The 24,199-nt window shown below is 55.1% G+C and carries 17 protein-coding genes and 1 tRNA gene; 5 read left to right on the top strand and 13 right to left on the bottom strand.

What is annotated here, in order from left to right:
* The first annotated feature begins 446 nt into the window (after positions 1 to 446).
* Together GRX76_RS10120 and GRX76_RS10115 are read left to right on the top strand one after the other, a co-directional pair.
* Positions 447 to 1,715, top strand: coding sequence for an MFS transporter (locus GRX76_RS10120; protein WP_160153198.1), 1,269 nt, complete (start codon positions 447 to 449; stop codon positions 1,713 to 1,715).
* A 73-nt stretch (positions 1,716 to 1,788) separates the two neighbouring features.
* The gene (locus GRX76_RS10115; protein ID WP_160153197.1) at positions 1,789 to 2,667 is read left to right on the top strand and encodes an ROK family protein; all 879 of its coding nucleotides are present in this window, start codon (positions 1,789 to 1,791) and stop codon (positions 2,665 to 2,667) included.
* Positions 2,668 to 2,796: 129 nt separating this feature from the next.
* Here GRX76_RS10115 and GRX76_RS10110 read toward each other — a convergent pair whose 3' ends face one another.
* From GRX76_RS10110 to GRX76_RS10095, 4 genes are all read right to left on the bottom strand, one after another.
* Positions 2,797 to 4,569: a glycoside hydrolase family 9 protein gene (locus tag GRX76_RS10110; protein WP_160153196.1), complete on the bottom strand. Its 1,773-nt coding sequence runs from the start codon at positions 4,567 to 4,569 to the stop codon at positions 2,797 to 2,799.
* A gap of 374 nt (positions 4,570 to 4,943) precedes the next feature.
* A complete protein-coding gene (locus GRX76_RS10105) occupies positions 4,944 to 6,338 on the bottom strand; it encodes a Na+/H+ antiporter NhaC family protein (protein ID WP_160153195.1) in 1,395 nt (464 codons plus the stop codon).
* 88 nt (positions 6,339 to 6,426) lie between these two features.
* A complete protein-coding gene (locus tag GRX76_RS10100) occupies positions 6,427 to 7,503 on the bottom strand; it encodes an LD-carboxypeptidase (protein WP_160153194.1) in 1,077 nt (358 codons plus the stop codon).
* 3 nt (positions 7,504 to 7,506) lie between these two features.
* Positions 7,507 to 9,153, bottom strand: a complete 1,647-nt coding sequence (locus tag GRX76_RS10095; RefSeq protein ID WP_160153193.1) for a serine hydrolase — start codon at positions 9,151 to 9,153, stop codon at positions 7,507 to 7,509.
* Positions 9,154 to 9,327: 174 nt separating this feature from the next.
* Between GRX76_RS10095 and GRX76_RS10090 the strand changes: the two genes are divergently transcribed.
* Positions 9,328 to 10,887, top strand: coding sequence for a transglutaminase-like domain-containing protein (locus GRX76_RS10090; protein WP_236250310.1), 1,560 nt, complete (start codon positions 9,328 to 9,330; stop codon positions 10,885 to 10,887).
* Positions 10,888 to 10,946: 59 nt separating this feature from the next.
* Here the strand turns inward: GRX76_RS10090 and GRX76_RS10085 are convergent, their stop codons facing one another.
* The 4 genes from GRX76_RS10085 to GRX76_RS10070 all read right to left on the bottom strand — a co-directional run bounded on the left by GRX76_RS10085 (position 10,947) and on the right by GRX76_RS10070 (position 17,583).
* Positions 10,947 to 11,729: a MurR/RpiR family transcriptional regulator gene (locus GRX76_RS10085; RefSeq protein ID WP_160153192.1), complete on the bottom strand. Its 783-nt coding sequence runs from the start codon at positions 11,727 to 11,729 to the stop codon at positions 10,947 to 10,949.
* A gap of 33 nt (positions 11,730 to 11,762) precedes the next feature.
* Positions 11,763 to 12,857, bottom strand: a complete 1,095-nt coding sequence (locus GRX76_RS10080; protein WP_160153191.1) for a dipeptide epimerase — start codon at positions 12,855 to 12,857, stop codon at positions 11,763 to 11,765.
* Between the two features lie 11 nt (positions 12,858 to 12,868).
* Complete coding sequence (locus GRX76_RS10075) at positions 12,869 to 14,254, bottom strand: NlpC/P60 family protein (protein WP_236250309.1); 1,386 nt, start codon at positions 14,252 to 14,254, stop codon at positions 12,869 to 12,871.
* Between the two features lie 305 nt (positions 14,255 to 14,559).
* The gene (locus GRX76_RS10070) at positions 14,560 to 17,583 is read right to left on the bottom strand and encodes a TonB-dependent receptor (RefSeq protein ID WP_201276795.1); all 3,024 of its coding nucleotides are present in this window, start codon (positions 17,581 to 17,583) and stop codon (positions 14,560 to 14,562) included.
* Positions 17,584 to 17,999: 416 nt separating this feature from the next.
* Between GRX76_RS10070 and GRX76_RS10065 the strand changes: the two genes are divergently transcribed.
* Positions 18,000 to 18,977, top strand: a complete 978-nt coding sequence (locus GRX76_RS10065; protein WP_236250308.1) for an N-acetylmuramoyl-L-alanine amidase — start codon at positions 18,000 to 18,002, stop codon at positions 18,975 to 18,977.
* A gap of 237 nt (positions 18,978 to 19,214) precedes the next feature.
* Here the strand turns inward: GRX76_RS10065 and GRX76_RS10060 are convergent.
* Positions 19,215 to 19,302 (bottom strand) — tRNA-Ser (locus GRX76_RS10060).
* Between the two features lie 120 nt (positions 19,303 to 19,422).
* Positions 19,423 to 19,983, bottom strand: a complete 561-nt coding sequence (locus GRX76_RS10055; protein ID WP_160153189.1) for a nitroreductase family protein — start codon at positions 19,981 to 19,983, stop codon at positions 19,423 to 19,425.
* A gap of 348 nt (positions 19,984 to 20,331) precedes the next feature.
* Between GRX76_RS10055 and GRX76_RS10050 the strand changes: the two genes are divergently transcribed.
* Positions 20,332 to 21,726 carry an adenylate/guanylate cyclase domain-containing protein gene (locus tag GRX76_RS10050; protein ID WP_160153188.1) on the top strand — a complete coding sequence of 465 codons (1,395 nt, stop codon included), beginning with the start codon at positions 20,332 to 20,334 and terminating at the stop codon, positions 21,724 to 21,726.
* A 91-nt stretch (positions 21,727 to 21,817) separates the two neighbouring features.
* On the opposite strand, the gene GRX76_RS10045 is transcribed toward GRX76_RS10050, so the two are convergent.
* The 3 genes from GRX76_RS10045 to GRX76_RS10035 all read right to left on the bottom strand — a co-directional run bounded on the left by GRX76_RS10045 (position 21,818) and on the right by GRX76_RS10035 (position 24,119).
* Positions 21,818 to 23,026, bottom strand: coding sequence for a tail fiber domain-containing protein (locus GRX76_RS10045; RefSeq protein ID WP_160153187.1), 1,209 nt, complete (start codon positions 23,024 to 23,026; stop codon positions 21,818 to 21,820).
* Between the two features lie 43 nt (positions 23,027 to 23,069).
* Entirely contained in the window at positions 23,070 to 23,483 is a 414-nt protein-coding gene (locus tag GRX76_RS10040) for a hypothetical protein (protein WP_160153186.1), read from the bottom strand.
* 333 nt (positions 23,484 to 23,816) lie between these two features.
* Complete coding sequence (locus GRX76_RS10035) at positions 23,817 to 24,119, bottom strand: hypothetical protein (protein WP_160153185.1); 303 nt, start codon at positions 24,117 to 24,119, stop codon at positions 23,817 to 23,819.
* Between the last annotated feature and the right edge of the window lie 80 nt (positions 24,120 to 24,199).

Below are 24,199 nucleotides of genomic sequence, written 5' to 3'. Positions count from 1 at the left end.
GACCTTCCCGCTGTCTGCCCGCCGGGCATAAACACTCAAATCATTTGATGTGTGCGGACATGCTAGCCTAGAGGCCCCGGTACATTTGATACTTTTCAATCAACGAGCAGTACAAATCTCTTATGCTTCTCCGGCCGTTTTTTCCGCCAATAGAAGCAGGGCCTGGCGCCCGCTCCATGGCCAAATCACCTTCTGCGCCCCGGGGATTCCGGCGAAATACCGGAATAGCAGATTGCCGCCCCCGGTCGAAACCATTCAGCCGTGGTCTCATGCCGGCAGAAAAGTATCGTCATAGGTTAGAAAAGTGTATCAATCGGCCCGCCCTTGCTTTCATCATTTCCCCAACGGTAACGCAATGTGCGCGGTTATCACCCAATCAATTTCAGCCAGGAAAAGCTTGCCGTACCCGAAGCGGCGGATAACAACCATAACAACCGGATTGAGTCATGCAAAAAAATCCTTTCCATGTCGGACTGGTGCTCGCCGTTTTTTTCGCGATCTCCTTTATCACCAACATCCTCGGGCCACTTTTTCCGGCGTTCGTGGATAACTTTCAGATAAGTCTTTGGCTGGCCGGGCTTCTGCCATTTTCATTCTTCGCCGCCTACGGGGTGACATCGATTCCTGCAGGCATGCTGATTCACAACTATGGTGAAAAGCCGGTAATGCTGGTGGCATTCACTTTAGCGCTGGCCGGTTCACTTGCCTTTGCCATGTACCCGGTACTGCACATTGCGATGATCTCCCTGTTTATGATTGGTGCCGGTATGGCCATGCTACAGGTAGCCATCAATCCCCTGCTGCGAACCGCAGGGGGAGAGGAAAACTTCGCATTCTTTTCGGTGATGGCACAGTTGGTCTTTGGCGGTGCGGCAACACTCAGCCCGCTGGTCTATACCGGGCTCACCCAAGCGCTGAACGACACCAATCAGTCCAGCTTTGTCATCAGCTTTCTGCGGTCAATCATGAACACCGATATGGCCTGGGTATCCATGTACTGGTTATTTGCCATCATCGCCCTACTGTTTATCTGCCTGGTCGCCGTCATCCGGTTACCCAAGGTAGAACTGCGGGAGGATGAAAAGGTTGGAGCCCTAGGGTCGACATTGTCACTCTTCAAACAAAAGACGGTGGTACTGTTCTTCATTGGCATTGCCGCCTACGTAGGTACCGAACAGGGATTGGCCAACGGCATATCGCTGTTCCTGCAGCGCTACCACGGCCTGCCACCGGAAACCATCGGCGCAGAAACCGTTAGTCAGTTCTGGATGATGCTGACCATTGGCTGCCTGCTGGGGCTGCTGTTGCTCAAGCTGATCGACAGCCGATATGTACTCCTGGGGTTTTCCTCCGGTGCGGTGCTGGCACTGAGCTGCGCCCTTTTGGGCAGCAGTGATATCGCGCGTATTGCGTTCCCAGCGACAGGTTTCTTTCTCTCGGTGATGTGGTCCATCATCTTTTCCCTGGCGATGAACTCGCTCGCAAAAGATCACGGCTCTTTTGCCGGGATTCTCTGTACCGGAATACTCGGTGGAGCCGTCGCCTCCCCCATCGTAGGTTTTATTGCCGATACCAGTGGCAGTCTGCGAATGGGACTCTGCTTCCTGTTTATTCCGCTCGCCTACATTTTCAGTATTGGATTGTGGGCGAAACCACTGATTACCAACAAAACCCTCTCTTTTAACGAATCGTTGCCAGAACGGCAGCAGGCCTGAATTCACCTTGAATCTGCCACTGTTGCGCAGGGCGCCTTCGGGCGCCACTTTTTTCTCGTCAGGAAGTATTACCATGGCCGACATTATTGCCATTGACCTGGGTGGAACCAAACTCAATATCGGTATCCTCCGAAATGGAACGCTGTTAGAACAAAAAAAATACCTGTTTGATGCAACAGGCACTTTGGAAGAAACACTGGACTTTATATCGGACTGCATTACAGAATTCTGGCATAAGGACGTCGCCGGTATCGGCATTGGCGTCCCCTGTATTGTCGATATCCCACAAGGTATCGTATTTGATGCGGTTAATATTCCATCCTGGGAAAAGGTACATTTACGCGCGGAACTACAGCGCCGATTCAACGCCTTTGTCTACATAAACAATGATGTCAATTGCTTCGTAGCAGGTGAAAAACACTTCGGCAAAGGACGCCATTACCGCAATATTGCTGGGGTCTGCCTCGGAACCGGCTTTGGTGTCGGCGTTTACATAAATAACCGGCTTTACCCCGGGAAGAACTGTGGAGCCGGCGAGCTGGGGTCCGTTCATTACGGTAGCAGTAGCCTCGACGATTACTGTTCTGGTAAGTTTTTTACCCGGCATTATGGCCAACCTGGAGAAACCGTCTTCCAGGATGCCGTTGCGGGCAGCGTCCGCGCCCAAGCGTGCCTCGCAGAATTTGGGCGCCACCTCGCACAGGGGTTATCGACTGTCCTACTTGCCTTTGACCCGGATATGTTGGTTCTTGGGGGATCAGTAGCCAAGTCCTACGATTACTTCATCGAGGCGACTCGCCAGGAGCTGGAACAATTCCCCTTCCCCCGCACTCTCGAAAACCTGATTCTGGAGCGCAGTGAGCTGGACAGCGCCGCCCTTCTGGGTGCGGCAATGCTGTGCGCTGAAGCAATGCCAGACAGTGTACTCACCCCCACTAAAGAAATTGCGTGACTACCAATTTGGCCGGGCAGTAATCTGCCCGGCCATCTCTCCCCCGCCCTGACAATAGTTTCTGCAGAACAAAAAAGCGGCTTTTCAGCCGCTTTAATCTCCACCCGTAGCAAACGTTTGACGTGAGATTCAGGCCCTGGGCTTCACCGGTTCTGACGCTGCCACACGGTCACCCGATTCCGCAGCGGCCGACATGGCACTCACCGCGTACAGATACCAGGCGGCATGCTGTAGCCACTGTTCGACCCAGCGCCAGTCATTTGAATCGGGCCCTTCTGCCCAGGTAATTCCACGGCCCTCATCGCTTGCGGTGGCACCGGTAATACCATTGGAAATCCCACCTCTCACCATGCTTCCGGCACTGTCCGCATGGGGCGGGTTCGCTACGCCGAAGCCGTACATCATGCACACATCATAGGGGTTGCGACCAAAAATCCAGTCCAGCTGATTCTGGGCGAACTGTGACAGCTTCGGAGCAACGCCGTAGGGCGCACCCACCTCCACATCCACCAAGCGCCCACCGACAATGGCCGCCGCACTCAGCGATGCCAGACGCGCATTTTCACCCTGCCACCAATAATTGGTTTCATTGGCATGCGGCATAAAAAACCCACTCGTCGCCTCGCTATAGGTCCCGTCCTTGTAGGCACGGAAATACTGACGGGCATAATTGTAGGGATTCACTACCTCGCTATTGAGCGCAAGCTGGAAAGCCAATGCCCTTGCTATGGAATTTTTACTCAGTGCAATGGCTGCTGGATCCGATTCGATTTCGGTGTAGGCCGCCAGCGCCAGAATGGGAAGACCCGCTTCAACGCCGTGATAAAACGGGCGTTGGGCGCCATCGCTGATCATCCAACCATCAGCGGTCATCCGCTCATTCAGTGATGCAGCGCGCTGGCGCGCAGCATTCAGATAACGGTCTGCACCCGTCGTTCGATACAACTCAGTCGCTGCAACCAGAGCCGTGTAGTCATCAATGATATTTTCTTTGCCATCGTCACAATAAGCGGCATTATTAGCCTGCAAATGGGCGAAGGCGCGCTCGGCGTCGGCAAGATACTGTGCCCCGGAATATTCCCCCTGCAGGCCGCTCGCATGACTCAGGCGGGCAGCGGCTGCCAGTGCGGCAATGGCGATACCACCGCCCTCACGAAAGGCCGCCTGGAAATTCTCGGTGTAGACACCGTCGAGGCCTTCATAGCCCGTAATCATGCGCTCCGCGCCCGAGCCCCACTGATCAAATACGGTCATATAAAAGAAACCTTTGGGGTCAAGGATGCGGTGCAGATAATCCGCCCCCCAGAACACCTCTTCGATCAGTGAAGCTTCCAGCCCCGCATTCTGATACAGGTGTGGAATCCGCTCGTAGGAACTGACCAGCACCCAGGGCACTATGGCTCCTTGCTGAGGGGGCAGGAAATTGGAATATGCCAAGTGCGACAGGTACTTACCGGTATCGCCACCGGCATCCATCCAGCCGCCCCAGACATCCACGTGATCGTCGGAACCAAAAATACGGATATTTCGGTCTTCTTCGTGGGTGTAGCGATTGTCCTTGAAGTACTGCAAAACCGCGGCAGCAGTCATTGTAAAACCTGCATTTTCCAGAATCTGGAACGGCGCAGACAGAACCGGTTCCGCACTCTCGAATTCAACAGCTATACGATACGCACCCGCGGTATTGACCTCGGAGAAATTTGCCGTGTAATACTGGCGGCCAGATTCCCACTCACCAAAGGCATCAAGCGGTTGTAACGCCGCCTGATACGCCCTTTTTCCGTCAGTCGATTGCAGCTGAAACTGGCCCAGTGCTGGCGCGCCCCGGTGGCTGACCACCGCAGATTTGGGGCCATACAGCTCCACCGCCACTTGGTTTACATGTACCTTCACATCTTCCACAGGATGAACCGCGGTCTCCCTGGAGCAGCTCCAAAGAACACAGACACAGAAACTGACCAGGAGTAGCCTGGAGGGAAGTCGAACATTAAAACCCATAACTCGATCACCTCGCGTATCACGCTTGAACATAGAAATTCTGACGACGCCCCGACACTGTTGAAAAGCCGGGAGACCGGGGAAATTTCTATGATGCGTGGGCAATGGCGACAAGGGTTGTACTAAAGTGGCAACTAGTCGTACTTTTCAAACCTGTACTGAGCTAGTCCCCGGTTGATCTGGCGCCAGGGGCAAGACCTGACGCCGCATTCTCATGCGTGGTTGGGATTTCTCCGTAACGAGCACAGACGCAATAGATATTGAGTGCGAACTTCCGGTTACAACATCAAATAACCCAAGGCGATAAAGCCAAAGGCACTGATCACACCGGCGCGCATTGCGTAGGGTAACTGCGTGCGCACATGCTCGATATGCTCGGTCCCCGCAGCCAGTGACGACACAATGGTGGTGTCGGAAATCGGCGAGCTGTGGTCCCCGAAAATGCCACCGGACAGCACCGCCGCGACAAACAGGGTCGGGTCGGCCCCCAAGGCGCTTGCCACCGGAATGGCGATTGGCAACATAATGGAGAAGGTTCCCCAGCTGGACCCCACGGAGAAAGCGATCACGCCGGATACCAGAAAAATCACCACCGGTAATAATCCCAGCGGAATCGAATCACCCACCAGGCCAGCCACATACTGCCCGGTCCCCAGGGTCTTGGAGACAGCTCCCAAGGCCAGCGCCAGAACCAGAATAATGGCCAGCGGCAACATGCGCCCGGCCCCTTCCATCCAGGTGTGGCTGAGTTCGTCCAGCGACATGCTGCGTTGCAGCAATACCAGAATGGAAACCGTCGCCAAGGCGGCGAGAGATGCCCAGAGCACCGAAGTTGAACCGGAACCCTCAAAAATTTTGCCGTCACCGGTAATCCAGAGACTGATAGGCATTGCCAGCACCAGCACCAGGATCGGCAGCAGCATATTGATGACACGCGGCTTGATATGGCTTTTTTCCCCGGTGCTTTCGCTGATGTCGATCCCATCCAGCTCTCCGCCGCTGGTGCGCGCCTGAGCCTGCGCCATTGGTCCCGGGTTGTAATCCCGGGCGATGGTGAAAGCGGTGAGCGCAACGGCGCAAATCGCATACAGGTTGAGTGGAATGGTCGCCAGCAAAACCTCAAGCGGGTCGTTGACCCCGAGTCCATCCAGCAGGCCAAGGTTGAACGCACCCCAGGCATTGAGTGGAATCAGCATGCACACGGGTGCCGATGTGGAGTCGATAATATAGGCCAGCTTTTCCCGCGCGACCCGGAAGCGGTCAAACAGCGGCCGCGACACGGTACCGGCAACCAGTACCGTGATATTGGACTCGATAAAGATAACGATCCCAACCAACCACGCCATCCACTGGGCACGCTTTCCGTTCGTCACCCAGCGGCTGCGCTCCAGAAAACGCACAAAGCCACTGACCGCTCCGCAGCGCTCGAGCGTAATGATGAAGGCACCGATCACCAGCGTGAACATGACCACCCGCGCATCGCCAGGATTGGCAAGTACCGCCAGTACACCATCCAGCGCCTCGGCCAGTGAGGGGAAAAATCCCGAGCCGTTAAGCAGGAAAAAACCCAGCCAGATGCCAGCAAACAGTGCGAGATACACCTGCCGGGTGAGAAGCGCTAAGCCGATGGCTATAAAAGGTGGCAGCAGGGTCAGCCAGGAGAGTTCTGTCATACTACGAGACTCTTGATTCCCGCCGGTATTGCCGGCAGTTGGTTATTGTTATTTGTTATTCGGTTTCTTATCCAATCTCGGATAACCATCAGGCTACCACAGGATCCCTCAAAACCAGTGTGCCCGCATCGCCATCCAGTTCGGCCATAGCACCCACCGGGACAACGGACTGATCTTCCACATGACCGATCATCAATCCGCGCACCACAGGCACGCCCAACCCGGCACACCGCTCACGCAGGACATGTTCCATCGAAAAGGTATTCTCATTGATGTCCGCCTCGGTGAACTTGCCAAAGGCGATACCCGCCACTTGCTGGAGCTTTCCGGCAAGCCACATCTGGGTAAGCATACGATCCACCCGGTAAGGCGCCTCGCCGACGTCTTCAAGAAACAGGATTTTTCCCCGGTAGTCCGGTTCGTAGGGAGTGCCGATCAAACTCGACATCAGTGTCAGGTTGCCACCAATCAACCTCCCCTGCGCACGCCCACCGGCAAAACGGGTAATCCGGTTTTCCCGCTCCACACGCCCGGGAGCGCCTTCGAACGCGGGCGGCGCCCCCAGTGGCACCGGGGACTCACCGTGCATCAACACTTTGGAATATTCCCCGTAGGTGTAATCGGTGAAGTTCTGCGCGGCGATGGGGCCATGGAAGGTAACAAGGCCACTGCGGTGGTAAATGGCATTCAGCAGCGCCGTGATATCACTGTACCCCAGTAAAACCTTGGGGTTGCGACGGATATTTTCGTAGTCCAGGAGCGGCAATATCCGCGGTGTACCGTAGCCACCGCGCAGACAAAACACCGCATCCACTTCAGGATCGGCGAACATCGCATTGATATCCTGCGCGCGCGCATCATCCGGCCCGGCAAGGTACTGGGTCCGCTGGTACAGGTGCTGCCCTTCCTTTACGCGGAAACCGAGGGACTTCACCACGTCAATCGCAAACCGAATATCTTCATCTTCCCAGGCATTGCTCGCGGGGGTTATCAGGCCTACCGTCATTCCCCGCTTTAAACGTCTCGGAAGCAATGGTGCTTGCTCGCCATTTGCACTGTAACCCCCAACAGAAGGAGTAAGACCGGAACCGACCTGCGCCGAAGCACTCGCGGCACCCAGCAGCGGAGCCGCCAGCATGGATTTGATTAACTTGCGCCGGTGCATGGTTTACTCCTGATCCGTAATAGAGGTTTTTGTGTCGCCAGCCGCTGAGTTGTCCCCAGCCACCAGATTGTTTTCACCCAGTTTTATAAATCGCAGGTCCTGGAAGTCGTAACTGAAGTCGGTACCGCGAGATTTGGGCTGCATGCTGAGAAGAATATTGCCGGACGCATCGCGATCAGCGGTCATCCAGGCATCCGCATTCAAACTGCGATCATCCCAGTGCAGAGCCCAGACGCCCTCCCCCGCAGGCATCAGCGTACCTGCAAGCCGTGGTGACTTGAGCGCGTGCCAGCGCAAGTTCTGTTCGTCGCCATGAATCTGGATATCGCCAAACCAGGGGTCCCGGTAGCGCCCCACAAGCTCAGCCTGCGCTACCGCGGCAAAGCCTGCTGGTGGCTCCAACTGCTCGGCCTCAACCGCCTCTTCCGGCGTGCCGTAAAGTGCCTGGAAGTAAGCCAGCCAATCCCGCTCGGGGGCGCCAAGGTAGGGTTTCAATAATCCGTAGATCAATGCTTGCCGCGCAGCGCCGGCACTGCGATTCATCAGCACCACCAGCGCCAGGTCATCTTCTGGCACTACCGCCGCCCAGGCATACATTCCAGACAGGGAGCCGGTGTGATGGATTACCCGTTTGCCATGCATATCCTGAACCCGCCAACCCAAGGCATAGGCATAGAAATGCCCAGCGTCCCGTTCCGCGCGCTGGGGCGAAAAGGGCATCAGGGTTTCCGGCTTCCACAATCGATCCCGGGTTTCTTCGCTCAGTAGCGACACACCTTCTGGTGTTTTTCCGCCCCCCATCAGCGTGCGCAGCCAGGTCAACATATCGCCGGCGCTGCAGTGCATACCGCCGGCAGCGGCGAGCACAATAGGATCGGGCCCCGCCAGATTTGGGGTATCCACCACCAGACCTGCATCCTCAAGTCGATGCGGGTCCGCAAGATTTTCACGCGCAGACTCCGGTACCGGCCCGGCGTAGCAGTGCTGCAACCCGATATGTTCCAGCAGCCGAGCCTGTACAAAATCTTCGTAAGTCTGGCCGGATACCGCAGCAATCAGCTCGCCAGCAACGATATAGAGCAGATTGTCATAGGCGTAATCGGCACGAAAACTACCGGTAACCGGAAGGTGCGCCAACCCGGCAATGACATCCGCGCGGGTATATTGGTTGGGTTGCGGCCACAACATCAGGTCTCCCGCGCCGGGCCCCAACCCAGAGCGATGGGTGAGCAAATCCACCACGCGAAATTCCCGGGTAACCCAGGGATCTGCCAGCCGGAACTGCGGTAAATAGTCGACTACCCGACCATCCCAAGTCAGCTTGCCCTCTTCCACCAGCAACCCCAGCGCAGCGGTGGTGAATGCCTTGGAAGTGGACGCAAGCTTGAACAGCGTGTCCTGGTCGACCGGCCGCGGCCGCTCCACATTGGTGACGCCGAAGCCGCGCAGCAGAACCATCTGCCCCCGGTGCCAGATGCCCACTGCAGCACCGGGCACCTGCTCCTCTTTCAGCACACGTTCGATATAGGCTTCCGCAGACTGGGCATCGGCAGACCTAGTATCCGCAAACTCAGCACCCGATAGCGGGGAGTCACAACCGGCCAGGGCCAGCGCAGCCGTGGAACAGAGAGCGGTGATCATTGCACGCATAAATAGGGACTCCGCAATCGTTATTAAAATTCTCAACCGGACCTGTAGCGGGGTTGACGGGGTCGGCACATCAGAATAATTTATCAACCGCGGTTTTTTATGTAAATAATAAAATATTCCGATCGCCTTTCGGTACCCGATTAAGGTCATCGCATCTATCCAGATGGAGCTTCCATGCAAAGCGCATACCTTCAACGATCCGTTCTTCCTATGGCGATTGCCGCCCTGACCCTGGTCGTTGCCTCACACACCGCAGCCGCCGAGCCGCTTTCGTCGGCCGTGCCCCTTACATCGAGTGCAGACACCACCACGAGCCAGGCCGAATTCCTGCAAAACATCCAAGCACAGGTCGATAGCGGCGAATATCTTGCTGCCGAGACGCGGATTCGCGCGCTGCTTGAGAATAGAAAAGTATCCAATATGGAGCCGCAGCCGATGCAAGACGCCCCAGAACAGCAAAGCCTGACGTCCGCACTGGCTTTCGAGGTCGAACGCATGCGCCGCATCGAAATGGAGTTCAATCTCAAGCCACAAGACCTACTGGCCTCCATTCAGCGCTATATCCCCGATGCGACAGAGAGCGATATTTCGCAGTGGGACAATGCGGGCCTGCTGGAATACAAAGTCATCAATGGTGAACGACGTTACTTTCGTAAGGCAGCCTACAACCTGGTGCATATTTCTGAAGCCGCGGCGGCGCGTAGCAACGACTACCGCCGGTTTACGGATAAGGCGCCGCTGTACCAGCTGCATCCGCATCACCAGGCAGTCATCGCAAGCGCTTCCCCCCTGCGCCAGGCCATCGCCATTGATTACACACTGACAGTCGATGCCGACGCAGTGCCCGCAGGAGAGACCATCCGCGCCTGGCTGCCCTTCCCCCAGGAAGTACCGGCACGCCAGGAAAATATTCTGCTGACCCACAGTGAGCCAAACCGCTACGAACTAGCGCCAGCCACTCACCCGCAACGCACCATTTATCTGGAAAAAACCGCCGAAAAAGGCAAGGCCACCGAGTTCAGCGTTCGCTATCGCTTCGACAGCCTGAGCGGTTACACAGCCATTGACGCCGATAAGGTAAGTGCACTAAATACCAGTGCGGTTGAGCCTTACCTGGCTGAACGCCCCCCGCACATCCAGTTTTCGCCACAAATACGCAAGCTCTCAGAGCGTATTGTGGGCGATGAAACCAACCCCTACCGCATCGCGCAGAAGCTCTTTGCCTACGTCGACGAAATTCCCTGGGCCGGTGCCCGTGAATATTCCACCATCCGCAATATCAGCCAGTACGCGGCCGAAGCCGGCCATGCGGATTGCGGACAACAAACACTGCTGCTGATGACTCTGATGCGCATGAATGGTATCCCCGCGCGCTGGCAATCTGGTTGGGAGTTTTCTGCGGGAGACTTCGACACCATGCACGACTGGGGCGAATTTTACCTGGCGCCCTACGGCTGGATGCCAATGGACGTGACCCATGGCCTGCTGGATGGGAAAACCGAACAGGAGCGCTGGTTCTATCTGGGAGGCATCGACAGCTACCGCCTGATCTTCAACAGCGATTACAGTCGCGAATTCAGCCCCGGCAAACAACACTTCCGCTCAGAGACCGTGGACTCCCAGCGTGGGGAAGTGGAGTGGCGCGGCGGCAACCTCTATTTCGACCAGTGGGATTACAAAATGCGCTGGAAACTTGTGGAGTCAAACGCTACGCCGCAAAGTCCCCGCTCCTGAGGAAATTGCGCCGGGACTCCATCAGGCCCCGGCGCTGTTTGAGAACCAAGCCTTAGCGATCAGCCCTTGGTCAAAAGACCGCTGATCAGGCCCTCGATGACATGCATCTGCGCAGAGCGGAACAACAGGCGCTGCCACGCCTCATCGTCTTCCGATGGCACAACATACAAACGAATATCAGAGTGGATGCTCGCGGCATTGTAGTTATAGCGGGTTAGACTCAATACCTTCACCCCGTATTCCCGCGCGCGATTGGCAATATTGACCAGGGACTCTTCACCGCCAAAATCGCACAGGATGCACAACAGATCGTCTTCCTGCAGCGACCCCGAAATACGTTCCTGCAGGGCACCACCCTCGTCATACACCGCCCAACAGCCCAGCTCCAATAGCTGGTGCGTCAGGTAGCGCGCCACTGCAACTGAGCCCGGGCAGGCCGACACCTGGATACAGCGCGCCGTGCGAATCGCATCCACTGCCGCGGAAAATTGCTCGGCCTCATTAATACTGACGGTATTTTCCAGCACCTCGAGCTTTTTCTGCCCGAGCAAACTCAACGGGCTGTCGGCTCGCGAGAAAGGTCTCTGGGGCTCATCGCCCCTCCCCTGCACTTCACCCGCATAGGATTCATAAACGGCCAGTTTAAGGCTGGGATAACCCCGATATCCCAGCTTCTGTGAAAATTTCACCACACTGGACTGGCTGACACCCACGGCATCCGCCAACTGCGAAGAAGAGTAATCCCGGAGTAGCTGGGTATTTTCCAAAATGAAGTCGGCGAGCTTGCGCTCATTCACCGACAACTGGTCGCGCATAGCGCGCATTTTCAATAGACAGGTCACTGGCTGCCGTCTCCCTCTGCGTTTTCGCCGGCATCATGCCAGCGGTTGCAGTCCCTCGATTCTTTCAATACCCAGTCCAGGCGTTTCATTGAGAATGATATCCGCATCTTTATAGGTCGCGCCACCAACAACCGGGTCGTATTGGCACAGGGATGGCACATCCAGGTCCAACTTGGAAACAATCGGTGCTTTGGCAGCCGCGACATGCGCCGCAGCGGATACGCCGATGCTGGTTTCCAGCATACAGCCAACCATACATTCGATATCGTAAAGCCCGGCCAGGTCAGCAATCTTCAGCGCATTGGAAATGCCGCCGGTTTTCATCAACTTGATATTGATAATTTCCGCCGCCTGGCGCTGGATCACATCGAGCACTTCGTGGGGACCGAAAATACTCTCATCCGCCATAATCGGCGTGTTCACTCGCTCGGAGATATAGCGCATTCCCTCAAGATTGCCCGCCTTGACCGGCTGCTCTACCAGCTCTAGCAGTACACCCGCCTCCTCCAGACCCCGGATTGCTGCGACTGCCTGCTTGGGGCTCCAGCCCTGATTGGCATCCAGCCGCAGCAATGCGCGGCCCTTGACCGCAGCATAGACCGCCTTGATGCGCTCGATATCCAGGCCGATATCCTTGCCGACTTTCAGCTTCAGGATTTCAAAACCGCGCTCTACTGCCCTTTCGGCATCCGCGACCATTTTGTCAATGTAATCGACACTGATGGTGATATCCGTGGTCAAGCTGCTCTCACCACCACCCAGTATTTTGTACAGCGGCGTTTTGTAACTCTGGGCGAACAGGTCGTAAAGCGCGATCTCCACAGCCGCCTTGGCGCTGGTGTTATTGATCATCGCGCTCTCGATCTGGCGAGTCAGACAATTGAGTTCAGCCACATCCCGCCCCAACAACAGCGGGGTGTAAATTTTGCGAACCGCCTCAATTACCGAGCCGTGGGTGTCCCCGGTAATCACCGCCGTTGCCGGCGCATTGCCATAGCCGATATGCCCGGTATCTGTCTCCAGCATCACGACCACATCCTCCACACACTCTACGGTACGCAGCGCGGTCTTGAACGGAGTAACCAGGGGCACTTGTAGCATGCCCAGTTTTACGTCAACAATTTTCATGGCAGTAACCGTCAAATAATGGATTTTATGGCATAGATACCATCGATATAGCGCTTGTCACCATTGAGCTGCAATGGCATCAACGGTGTAACCGAAACACCGGACAGAGTGCCGCGGTAGTAATCCTCGTCTGGCGTGTAGTAGCTGAGCCCGGTCACATCGTGGATAACAAACGGCTCGCCATCCACCTCACCGATATACATCATGACATGCCCCGGGATATAGATAAGATCACCTACAGAAAGGGAGCCCAACGCCTTGACTCGCGCCTCGTGGTCATCGGACGCAAATGTCTGTGTCGGCGCAAACGCGCTCTTACCCTGCTGACCGGAGTTGCGAGGCATCAGGATACCAAACGACTTGTAAACCTCACCGACAAACCCAGTGCAATCCCGACCGTTGTAGTCGTGCCCCCAGCCATAGCGCTCCCCCAGAAATTTGAAGGCCTGGCGCAAGACCGACGAAGGCTTATAAGGCAGATGTCCAACACTAACGTCCTTACCGCGACCAATAAGTGTGGGCGCAAAGGCGAGCTTGCCATTCGCATTCCGTACTGGCAGTGACACGATAAAGCTGGCGAAAGGATTTTGTCCGTGCACATTATGCCCCACTTGCGCCGCACTCAGCAGTGGCAGTGAAACGCCCATATCCAGTACAACTTCCGAGGTCCGCACATCTTCGGGGTTAAAGTTGGTGCGCAACTGTGCACCGGAAACCGTCAGCCGCGGCGACTGCTGAGCCCAACCATGAATCTCCTCTCTTTCACCGAGAGCAACCGCACTTTTGGGCAACCAGGCCGCGTAGTGATAATTCACCGCGAACCACCATTCACCATCCGCGCTTTCGTGCAATATTGCCAGTTGTTGCCCGGGGAATACGCCGGTCTCCTGGAAGCGATCCAGGTCGGAATCACCAGTATTCTTGAGCACCCGGGCACGGCTAGGATAACTGCGCATACTCGCCCGCTCGACCACCAGCCCCCAGCGCACCGTCACCTCCTCAGGTATCTCAGCACGCTGCACGGTCGCTTCCAGCTGCGAGTAATCCGCCGCTTTCACTGCAGAGCCATCTACAAATACCCGCGGTGAGGACGCGGGCGTGCTGACGGCATCGATCAGCTTGAGAACAGCGGCTTTCGGCATTACCTGAGGGAATTCATCCAACTGGTGCAGGTAAGGGTCGCCGGCAAGGTTTACCGCATTGAATGCGTGAATTTCCTGAGCAGACATTCGTACACGATCGTCACTTAAACGCTGCACCCAGAAATCTGCCTGCAACATCGCCTCCGTAACCTGCGGGACATCGCTGACAAACTCCAGACCTCCCGGTGTGGAGGCAGAGATACCGTCTACAGCAACATTGGGCTTGCCGGAATCACCACATGAAACCAATGCCAAAACCGCTGCAGATCCAATCAGACGAACAAAAGGTTTGTACAATTTCATCAAGGTCTACCTCACCAGCGCATTTCTCGGGAAATGGCCTGTTGCATGAAACACTTCAACACGGCACACGATCGGAAAAGAATAAATTGTTCAAAACCATTTCTCTACCTGGAAAGCACCTACACGAGGGCCACTTGCGTCATCTCAGCTCAGCTCTGGTCAGCTCAACGATGATAAAAAAGCCCCGGCCTAGCCGGGGCAAGCTGTCATTCCACAGAGGAAGATCACGCAAGGATCTCTAAATTCTGAGCCTGAACTCAGAAATCAACACCAAAAGACAACTGCACGCGACGGGGATTGAAGAAGCTTCGCGCCCTTCCGAAATCTTCGTCGTCCACTCGCGGGTCGATGTTGTAGCCGGTCTGGCGGTCGAACAGGTTGAAAATGTCAGCGCGGAATTTCAATGTATAGTCACTGAACACATCAAAGTTCTGGGTGTAGTTCAGGTCCATCTGCCAATGAGAAGCGCTGCGACGGCTACCCGCTGGCTCTGCATACCGCATGGTATCGGAACTGCGTCCATAGATGGACCCATCCCACGCTTCCCAGGGCTGACCGGACTGATAAGTAAAGAAGGCACCAAGATTGGCTTTCCAGTCGAGGGTGTAATAGCCAAATACTTTCAGCTGGTGCGGTTTATCTCCGCGCAGCGTGCCGTCTTTCAAGTCCCAGGTGTACTGCCCGTAATCATCTGCATAGCTCGACGAACCGATAAACAGGCTGGCATCGTTGGTCAGGGACGTATTGTCCTGGTCAAAGTTACCGGTGTATTCGCTGTACACATAAGATGCATTCAGGTAAGTGCGATCGCCGTACCACTCCCCTTCCAGGGCGAACTCCCAATAGCGGGTGTAGGCATCATCCATCTCGGCAATCACGTAGGAGGAACCACCGATACCGCCAACACCATCTTCGTTAGCACCGTAGCGATACTGGTTCAGATCCGGAATATAGGGACCGAGGGCTTCGATATCCGCAGGTACACAATGCTCATTGATGCCATCGCCATCAAAGTCACCGTAGCAACCCTCATCGGAACGCGCCCAGTTCCAGGCATCTTCCCAGAAGTGCGAACCCTCGCGGTAGCGCAGGTGTGCACGGGTGCTGATACGCTCACCCCAACCCTTGGTGGTACCGATGGTCAACTCATCCAGGCGGCGGGGACTCATCCCGTCTTGGAACATCTTACCGGACGAACCACTGGCGGGCTCGTACCCCAGGTAGCTGCCATCGGCACCCCAGTTCACTTCCAGGGTGCGCGCGGAGTTTCGGTCCCAGGAGGCCGCGCGCGCGAGCGAGCTGGCCTGGGGATTGTACTGCGCGAAATTGGCAAATACGGTGTCCTGACCGTTGTAGGCCCAGGTCACGCCCAGGCGCGGCTGGATCATATCCTTCCAGTCGATTTTGTACATTTCGTACTTGTTCCCCGGCGCCACTTCGAAGCCGGAGTAATTCGCACCATTTTGTTTGAGGCCCTGACCGTAATAGGTGTCCTCACTGATCAGGAAGCCAACATTGAAAGTGAAATCATTCCATTCGATGGAGTCATTGATTTCAAAGTTATGCGCAACGGTGTAGGAGACAATCGACGGCACAGAGTTGCCGTCCTCATCCACAAAGCTCATCTGCTCGGTGCGCGAGCGGAAGTAAACGGGATCGCCGTCTTCCGTGGATTCCTCACCGCCGATATACAGAATGGATCCCCAGCCGTTGGAACGTCGCGCAAAGTCCTCTTTGCCCTCAGACCATTGATAGCCGATATGCAGCTCGTGGCTGGTATCACCCACCTCGAAGTTGTGCTCTAGCGCCATCTCGAAGCTGTCGCGATAGTAGTTTTCCTGGCTTTCCTGGAAATAACCACCAACACCGCCGCCGCCAAAGCGCTGCCCGTTACTGACGTATCCGTATTGATCGATCAGCTGCTGTGCCAACACGTTGTCAAAATCGGCATTATCGGGATCGAGATTGGGAACAGTGAAATATCCCAGCTGGTTCAAGCTAGAAACATCCAGGGCTGCCTCATATTGTGGCAGTACATTCAGGTTGTTGTCTGGCACAGTGCCCGATTCCAGCGCATAGCTGCCGTACTGGAAGGTAAAGGTCGTGTTGTCACTGATGATCCAGGACCCATCAAATGTGATGATATCCTGGCTCGCGCTCTCACCACTGGAAACACTATCTTCCTCTTCCTCACCGATGGAAAGCCCTTCCCCCACCCGGTCAGAGGTCCGGTAGCTGGCGTTCAACAGGATATTTTCGGTAACGGCGTAGGTCAGCTTGCCAAAGTACTCATCGCGATCGCTGTGATAATCCTTGGTAGACCCGTAAGCGGTTTCTTTGTTTTCCCCGGTAACCGTTGGCCCGTAGTAAGAGCCATAAAAGAACAGGGTATCCTCAATCAGCGGGCCGCTCACACTGGCGGTCAGCCAGGTCTCTTCGACATCGGATTTAATGCCGTCGGTATCTTTTGCGCGGAGATTCGGATCCTGGAAGCGGTATTCCAGACTACCTTTGAGTTCATTGGTACCGGACTTGGATTTGGTATCGACGCTGACACCGCCCGCGCGGTTAAACCCGACGGCCCTGGCACCACCACGCTCAATCGACACCTGCTCGATATCGTGGCTGGAAGGTTCCGCCGCAAGAGTACCGAACATGGGCAAGGTAATATTCACACCGTCAAAGGCATAGGTATTGTCCTGACCACTGCCGCCGGCATTGGGGCCGCGAACGGAATCTGCGGTTACCTGCACACCGGGCAATAGTTTCAGTAATTCCCGATAGTCCTGCCCAACGGGCAATGCATTGATGACATCCGCCCCCAGCGCATTGGAAAGTGATGCACCACCGCCAACCAGCTCAACGCGCTCACCAACTACGGCCACCTCTTCCATCGCGCCCGTATCTGACTCCGGCACCATCACAATGGATATATTGGAGCGCTGATCGAGCAGTACCCGGGTATTCACCGTGCGGGTTAGGCCATCTTCCGTTGTCAGCGTCAGGGTGTAGGTGCCCGGGATCAGTGCCGGCAACCGGAATTCACCTTCTGAATCCGTTTCGATCGTGCGGTTTTTCGGCATTACCGGGCTGCTGGCGGTAATGGTGACACCCGCCGCGGCGACCTTCTCGTCTAAGTAAACCCTACCCTCAATACTCCCCGATTGCTGCGCCATTACCGACGCGGCAAACAGGGTTCCGGCCAAAAATACCGAAGATTTTGCCAAAGACTTCTTGACGCTTCCTTCAATCAACTCACTCAGCTTTGTCTTCTCGAACATTTAAGGCCTCCAAGGCAATTATTTTTAGTTTTCTCCGGATGGGTAACTTCAGATAAAACTGCCGTTCCTCTATCAGCGCTACTTGGTACTGTTATTTTTCTGCAAGATACTCGGCCTTCCGGGCCGACCAATAAAATATACCCAATCAACACCCGACAACGAATAAGATATTCCAACTCGATTCTGCAAGAAAAATTCGATCTATGCGATATGTAATCGATAAAAAATTCAGGGAAAATAAATTCAATAGACACCAAAGGGATTAATGACAGGTACTTTCGTGCCACCAACCTCTGCTCACCACCCATTCCGCCCCACCAAATAATTCAAGTGCACCTATAGATCTGGAATAAATTATTTGTAAAATCCGGGAGGTAACCGTCACACCCCGGAACCCAACGACCATGAGGCTGGCAATGTCACACCCTCTCCACCTGGCAACCATCACCACAATCCTGGCGCTGGCACTATTTGGTTTTACCGGCTGCGCCATGAGCGATGGCGCCAATTTCCACAAAAACTCCACCGAGCGATCCTACCGGCTCGAAGTCGTGCCATCACAAAATGCCAGCGAACGCGTGCGCTTTCTGGTGCTGCACTTCACGGCCATCGATTTTGAAACCTCCCTGCAAGTGCTGACCCAACCCAGCAACTCTCCGGTCAGCGCCCACTACCTGGTGCCAGAAACGAACGACCCCAGCTACCCCTACGACGAGTTGCGCGTATTTCAATTAGTCGATGAACATCGCCGGGCGTGGCACGCCGGCAGAAGCCAGTGGGAGGACCGCAGTCAATTGAACGACCACTCCATCGGCATTGAGATAGTGAACAAGAGCAATTGCCAGCCGCCACCGGAGTCCTCCCCCGGTGCCGAGCCAGACGCGGTTTGCTTTTTCCCGGAATTCGACCCGAAACAGATTGATCTTGTGATTGCACTGACAAGGGACATCCTCACCCGCTACCCCGATATCACGCCCACGCGCATCGTCGGGCACGGGGATATCATTCCCCATTTCAAAATCGACCCCGGCCCCAAATTTCCCTGGCAGAAATTGGCCGAGGCCGGCGTTGGCGCCTGGTATGAAGAAGAAGCGGTTCAGCGCCACCTGGCACTTCTGGACGGGAATACCAGCAGTGATCCTGAAAGTATCCGCCGGCGCTTTGCGCTCTGGCTTGCGGATTATGGTTACGGGATAGACCCGGAAACGGCCAGTGACGAGGAAATCAGTCTTTATACCCGGGCTTTCCAATACCATTTCCGACCGTGGAAAGCGGATGGCGAGGTAGACAACCAGACGCGGGCGATTTTACTGGCGTTGCTGGAGAAGTATTTTCCGCAGAAGTTGAGTGGGTATTTTGTCGGGGGTGGGGAGGGATTGGTGTCGAGTGATTGAGTTTGTTTTGGGTTTGAGATGGCTAGGCAATAACTTGGATCGTTGTGATCCGAAGTGAGCTGCAACTTAGAGGGAGGGATGGACTCAAAACACGCTAGGGCGTGCTTTGACCCTGCGGGCTCGGCTGCGCCTCGGTCTCAACTCGCTCCCGCGAGTTGATCGAACCGGAGGGTTCTCACCCGACCTCGGCGTCGTATAACGAAAAAGCCCGGCTGGAAGCCGGGCTTTTTCGTTATATGGCGGTGAGGGAGGGATTCGAACCCTCGATGCCTTTCGACATACACACTTTCCAGGCGTGCTCCTTCGGCCACTCGGACACCTCACCAAATTGTCTTGCTAATCAGTAACATAGCGCCCCGATCAGCGAGCGCGAACTTTACAGAATGCCGGCGGCGGGTGCAAGTCTATTTCGAAAAATTTCCCGCCACAGGCCTGTGCAGGTGTTTTATTCGCCGCTCCAATTTGCGAAAAAATCTTCCACCTTCAAGTCCGGTGCGGCTCGTGGTGCCTTCTGCGGAGTGCCCATATAGATGAAACCGCTGATTTCTTCGTTGTCCGCCAGGCCCAGCGACTTGGCGACCGCGCGGTTCTCCGCCAAGGCACCGGTGCGCCAGTAGGCACCAACGCCCTGGGCAAAGGCGGCGGTCAGCATGGCCTGGACGGCGCCAGCGGTGGACATCCGCTGCTCTTCAAACGGGACTTTGGGATGCTCTTGCAGCCGGGTGATCGCAACCAGCACCAGCGGTGCGCGCAGTGGCATGGCCAGAGTTCGCTCACGCTGAGCAGCCGCCAGTGGGGCCTCCGCCTCGCTGGCGTTGAGATAGATTTCCCCCAGACGGTTCCGCGCCTCCCCTTCTATCACAAGAAAACGCCAGGGACGCAGGTTACCGTGGTCGGCAGCGCGCAGGGCAGCGCGGAAGATATTCTGGCGCTGCAGGGAGTTGGGGGCCGGCTCGGTCAAAACACCTGTTGATACCCGGTTATGCAATGCGTCCAGCGCGTCCATGTTTGACTCCTGATTCTGTTATTCGCCACCACTGAGCCGATCAGCCACGGCAGGAGGGAAGGAAGCGGGCGATTCTACCCTAATCACCACATCTAAATCGCGAGATCATCAGAAGGACGATTGTTCAATTTTAGAACTTGATCCTCTTTAGTCGTCGCTTTAAACCGCTCATGAGGGTAAACTTTGCGCCTGTCCGTGACGCAAGCCTCGTTTATGCAGAAATAGCTGGCTGGCTTGGGTCAATTGGAACAGATTGGGGCAAGAATCAAACAACAAGCTCCCGAGCTGACCAAGGTGCCTTCACTCTAGTGGGCATACACGAACCGATACCGATAAGACCCAGCGTTCATGCAGAATCAGCCTGAAGAATCCAGCGGCCGCCAGACAGACTCTCGCTATCCGCTCTATTTTCGCGCCCTGATCTGTTTTGCAGCCTCTGGCACGCTGCTGAACAGTATTCAGTGGTCCGCACTATTTACTCAAGACACCCTGCTCCAGCTGGGTATGGCTACCCTGCTGCTGGCGTATATCCCGATCGCCTACCAGATCTCCCGCCGCAGTGATTCAGACAACGCAGGCCAGGTACGCCGCTGGCTCTCGTTTACCGATGCGCTACTGATCGGCATGTCCATGGCCATGGCCAACTTCAGCATTCTCCCCAGCCTGCTGTTCCTGACCATGGTGCAGTTCAATGCCCTCACCCAGGGCGGCGGTCGCTGCTGGTTCGAACACAACACCGCGATGCTGCTTGGGGTTGGCATCGGCTACCTGCTCCACCGACCGGCGCTGGTGGTGAATGCCGACCTCAATATCAGTGCTGCCAGCCTGATCGGTGTGTTCACTTACTTTTGTGCTTACGCGGTTTATACCCACAACCAACTGGCAAAACTCAAGTCCGATAACGCGCAGTTGCAGCAGGAACAGCGCCTTGCCAACCTGGCCAGTTACAAGCTCTCACGTTACCTGCCCAAGCGCCTGTGGCGCGCGGTCACTACCGGCCGGGAAAAAGAGATCGTTACCGAGCGCAAACTGCTCACGGTGTTCTTTTCCGACATCAAAGACTTCAGCCAGCTCACTGAAGAAATGGAGGCGGAAACTCTCACCCGTCTGCTGAACAACTACCTGACCGAGATGTCGCGCATCGTTGCCCACTATGGTGGCACCATCGACAAGTTCATTGGCGATGCGGTGATGGTGGTGTTTGGCGATGATCAGAGTAAAGGCCCCAAATCCGACGCCCTGCGCTGTGTAGCCATGGCCCTGGCCATGCGCAAGCGGGTGCGGGAAATGATGCAGGAGTGGTATGACCAGGGGATCTCTCACCCGCTGCAGATTCGCATGGGCATCAATACTGGCTACTGTACCGTCGGCGTATTCGGCACTGCGGACCACCAGACCTATACCGTGATGGGCACCCATGTAAACCTGGCCGCACGCCTGGAAAGTGCCGCAGAACCCGGTGAAGTGCTGATCAGCCATGAAACCTGGGCCATGATCAAACAGACCGTCATGTGCCGGGACAAAGGCCACGTCAGTGTGAAAGGTTTCAGCACTCCGGTGAAGGTTTACTCGGTTACCGACCTGCGCAAGAACCTCGGCGGCCAGCAGAGTTACCTGGAAGAGCATGCCCCGGGCTTTGCCATGCACCTGGACTTGGACAAGGTCCGCAACTACGACAAAGACAAAGTGCTACAGGCGCTGCGCAAGGCGGAAGCGCGCTTGAAGAGTAAAGTCATCATTTAAGACTGCCAACCCTACCCGGTTAGATTCAATAAACCGGAAAGCGATCCGACCCCAGTGGGTCGGTCGCTTCAACATTCATCGACAGAGAATATCAACGAGCGATCGCAGCGCGCAGCTCATCTACCGCACGACGCAGCCCTTCAATTTCCTGATCCTTCTGGTCCAGCTCCTGCTCCAGCGAATCGCTACGGCTCTTCAGCGCCTTGATCGCGGCAAGAGCGACGCCGTTGACGTCAGAGGCAGAAATTACCCCATCCTTGTCGCCGTTCAGGCCAAACTGCTTGTGGAAGTCTTCTGCCATGGGGCCGATGTGACGGATGGATTCAGGGTCGCGGTTGTAGTTCCAGGACAGTACGTCCAGCTGATCCACTTTCGCGAGAATCTCATCCGCATTCACATTAGAAAAATTGGCTTTCGCGGCACGGCTGGAGGTGTAGGTCACACCGTTGGCTACCAGATTGCCCTGTACCGTCAGAGTACCCGTATTGTCCAACGACATCTCCGGAACACCACTGATGCCGGTGTTGGCAAAATTGACCTGAAATTCATTGGCACTATTGGCAAGGTCGATACTGTCCAGCGGCGTGGTCAGACGCATTGCTTCGTAATTCACCGCGTTGGTATTTTGAACTTCAATGCGCGGCTCGTATTGATCACTGTTTTCCTTGATATACACCTTGTTGCCGAAATAGACATAGTTCGGCTGGATGTAAAGGGAATCGGTAGGTGAATACGGTTTAACCCGAAATGGCAGTTTGCTACCGGTGGTTGCGTCTCGGAGGAAAAAGTTAGCCTCATTGCCGACAAGATCCCACCGCTGGGCAGAGTAACCGGAGGACCCATCCTGCTCCAAACGAAGGGACGGACTATCGCCAGACACCGCGTGCATGGTCACTTTTGGAGAATCAGTACCGAAACCCACCATACCGGTACTGTCGACGACAAGCGTATTATTTTTCGCCCCAGCGTCGATCCTGAAGGGTGTCTTGCCTGCCGTCGAATCTTCAATAGAGAAGTGACTTTCACCACCTGAATTGGTGTCGTTAATAACGATCCGCCAATCATTTTTGGGAAAACTGCCGGATGAGCTTGTATCATCAAAGTGGATCCGGAGATTATTCTCTTTCAACCGGAAAGTATCGAAGCCAAAAGCGTCACTGGAGGCACAATCCGTCCCTACACACTCACTCCCTTGAACGATAACATCCTCAGAAAATACCTGGGTTGCACTCGCTGCAGTGGCAGTTGAGGCCAGCGCAATCGCCAGATACAGACGGCTTACATTTGTTTTAATTTTCATTACAGTACTCTTGATAGTTCGCTTATAAACAATTTTTTATTGGTTATTGATTAACGGTAGAAATAAGGTTATCGAAGATTTCAAAACTGCCACTGGCCACCGTCTTTAATACCTGACCAGGTACCGAATCTGGCTGCCGGCCGTTCTCTTTATTCCGCTCCGCAGAGACCTCCTCACTTTGTACACCGGCCCTGCTGTAGACATGAAAGGTGTAGACCCCATCGGGAATATCGCCCTCGAAATCAAAGTAAGGATTGTCCGACGTATAGGAAAACCCTCCCGGGCCATAGATTTCAAACACGTCGCCCGCGGCATTGATGTAGATCAGGCTACCGTCGAGCGTTACCTGTATTTTCTGTACAACCGATGCCGAGGACGCCAGATCTTCCTGTGCGACCAACCCGACGTGGGCGAACACCAGGACAGCAAACCCAATCGCCTTCCATTTTTCATGCATATCTTTTTCTCCTTATGCAAACAGCTTCTTTAAAAATATTTAATTCACACCATTCAAATATTTGCGATGAATGATGTCGTGATCGCTCCAGTGAAAAACTGCTTCAATAACAACCAGCATATGCGGAGCGATAACCGAACTCTCTGTAAGCAGGACATAGGAATCCCCCTCGACAGTGTTTTTTCACTACTCGAGTAATTTAATTAATGAATGTGGAAGAAATTTGAGGATTTCTAGAATCTGAACGATCGACGATTCATCGGCTCAAACTGAATATTCCACTGCTCGTCCAGCCCAGCGCCGGAGTGGACAAGCAGTGATGCTTCCATGTAACTAAGGAACGGTGTACTCCAGATCACCACCAGTTACCGACTCGGTGTCTACCGTGAGTGCATCGCCCGTACTTATTTGCACAACCTGGACGCTGCCAAGTCCTACAGTAAAAGTCTTGACTACCGGCTCTGGTGTTGGCGTCGGTTCCTCGGAACCGTTATCTCCAGTGCCGTCATCGACGGAATTGTTGCCACCTCCGCCACCGCAACCGGAGAGCATTATCAGAGCAAACAGGGTGAACATTGCGATTGCTGTGCGCTTGTAACTTGAACGCATCTTTTTGCCTCGAATAAATTCTTTCATGTGGCCCATTTTGATCACTCTTGAGCCACAGTAATGGGTGAATAAAAAGGGGAAGCCGGTTGGGGGACTAGCTTCCCAAA

Source organism: Microbulbifer sp. ALW1, from assembly GCF_009903625.1.
Lineage (GTDB): Bacteria > Pseudomonadota > Gammaproteobacteria > Pseudomonadales > Cellvibrionaceae > Microbulbifer.
The sequence above is the reverse complement of the archived record's forward strand: the minus strand, read 5'-3'. Positions and strand labels throughout refer to the sequence as shown.

What these genes read in the sequence shown, in the direction of transcription:
- GRX76_RS10120 (WP_160153198.1), top strand. Translation starts at nt 447, where the DNA reads ATGCAAAAAAATCCTTTCCATGTCGGACTGGTGCTCGCCGTTTTTTTC.
- GRX76_RS10115 (WP_160153197.1), top strand. Translation starts at nt 1,789, where the DNA reads ATGGCCGACATTATTGCCATTGACCTGGGTGGAACCAAACTCAATATC.
- GRX76_RS10105 (WP_160153195.1), bottom strand. Translation starts at nt 6,338, where the DNA reads ATGACAGAACTCTCCTGGCTGACCCTGCTGCCACCTTTTATAGCCATC.
- GRX76_RS10100 (WP_160153194.1), bottom strand. Translation starts at nt 7,503, where the DNA reads ATGCACCGGCGCAAGTTAATCAAATCCATGCTGGCGGCTCCGCTGCTG.
- GRX76_RS10095 (WP_160153193.1), bottom strand. Translation starts at nt 9,153, where the DNA reads ATGCGTGCAATGATCACCGCTCTCTGTTCCACGGCTGCGCTGGCCCTG.
- GRX76_RS10090 (WP_236250310.1), top strand. Translation starts at nt 9,328, where the DNA reads ATGCAAAGCGCATACCTTCAACGATCCGTTCTTCCTATGGCGATTGCC.
- GRX76_RS10080 (WP_160153191.1), bottom strand. Translation starts at nt 12,857, where the DNA reads ATGAAAATTGTTGACGTAAAACTGGGCATGCTACAAGTGCCCCTGGTT.
- GRX76_RS10070 (WP_201276795.1), bottom strand. Translation starts at nt 17,583, where the DNA reads ATGTTCGAGAAGACAAAGCTGAGTGAGTTGATTGAAGGAAGCGTCAAG.
- GRX76_RS10065 (WP_236250308.1), top strand. Translation starts at nt 18,000, where the DNA reads ATGTCACACCCTCTCCACCTGGCAACCATCACCACAATCCTGGCGCTG.
- GRX76_RS10055 (WP_160153189.1), bottom strand. Translation starts at nt 19,983, where the DNA reads ATGGACGCGCTGGACGCATTGCATAACCGGGTATCAACAGGTGTTTTG.
- GRX76_RS10050 (WP_160153188.1), top strand. Translation starts at nt 20,332, where the DNA reads ATGCAGAATCAGCCTGAAGAATCCAGCGGCCGCCAGACAGACTCTCGC.
- GRX76_RS10045 (WP_160153187.1), bottom strand. Translation starts at nt 23,026, where the DNA reads ATGAAAATTAAAACAAATGTAAGCCGTCTGTATCTGGCGATTGCGCTG.
- GRX76_RS10040 (WP_160153186.1), bottom strand. Translation starts at nt 23,483, where the DNA reads ATGCATGAAAAATGGAAGGCGATTGGGTTTGCTGTCCTGGTGTTCGCC.
- GRX76_RS10035 (WP_160153185.1), bottom strand. Translation starts at nt 24,119, where the DNA reads ATGAAAGAATTTATTCGAGGCAAAAAGATGCGTTCAAGTTACAAGCGC.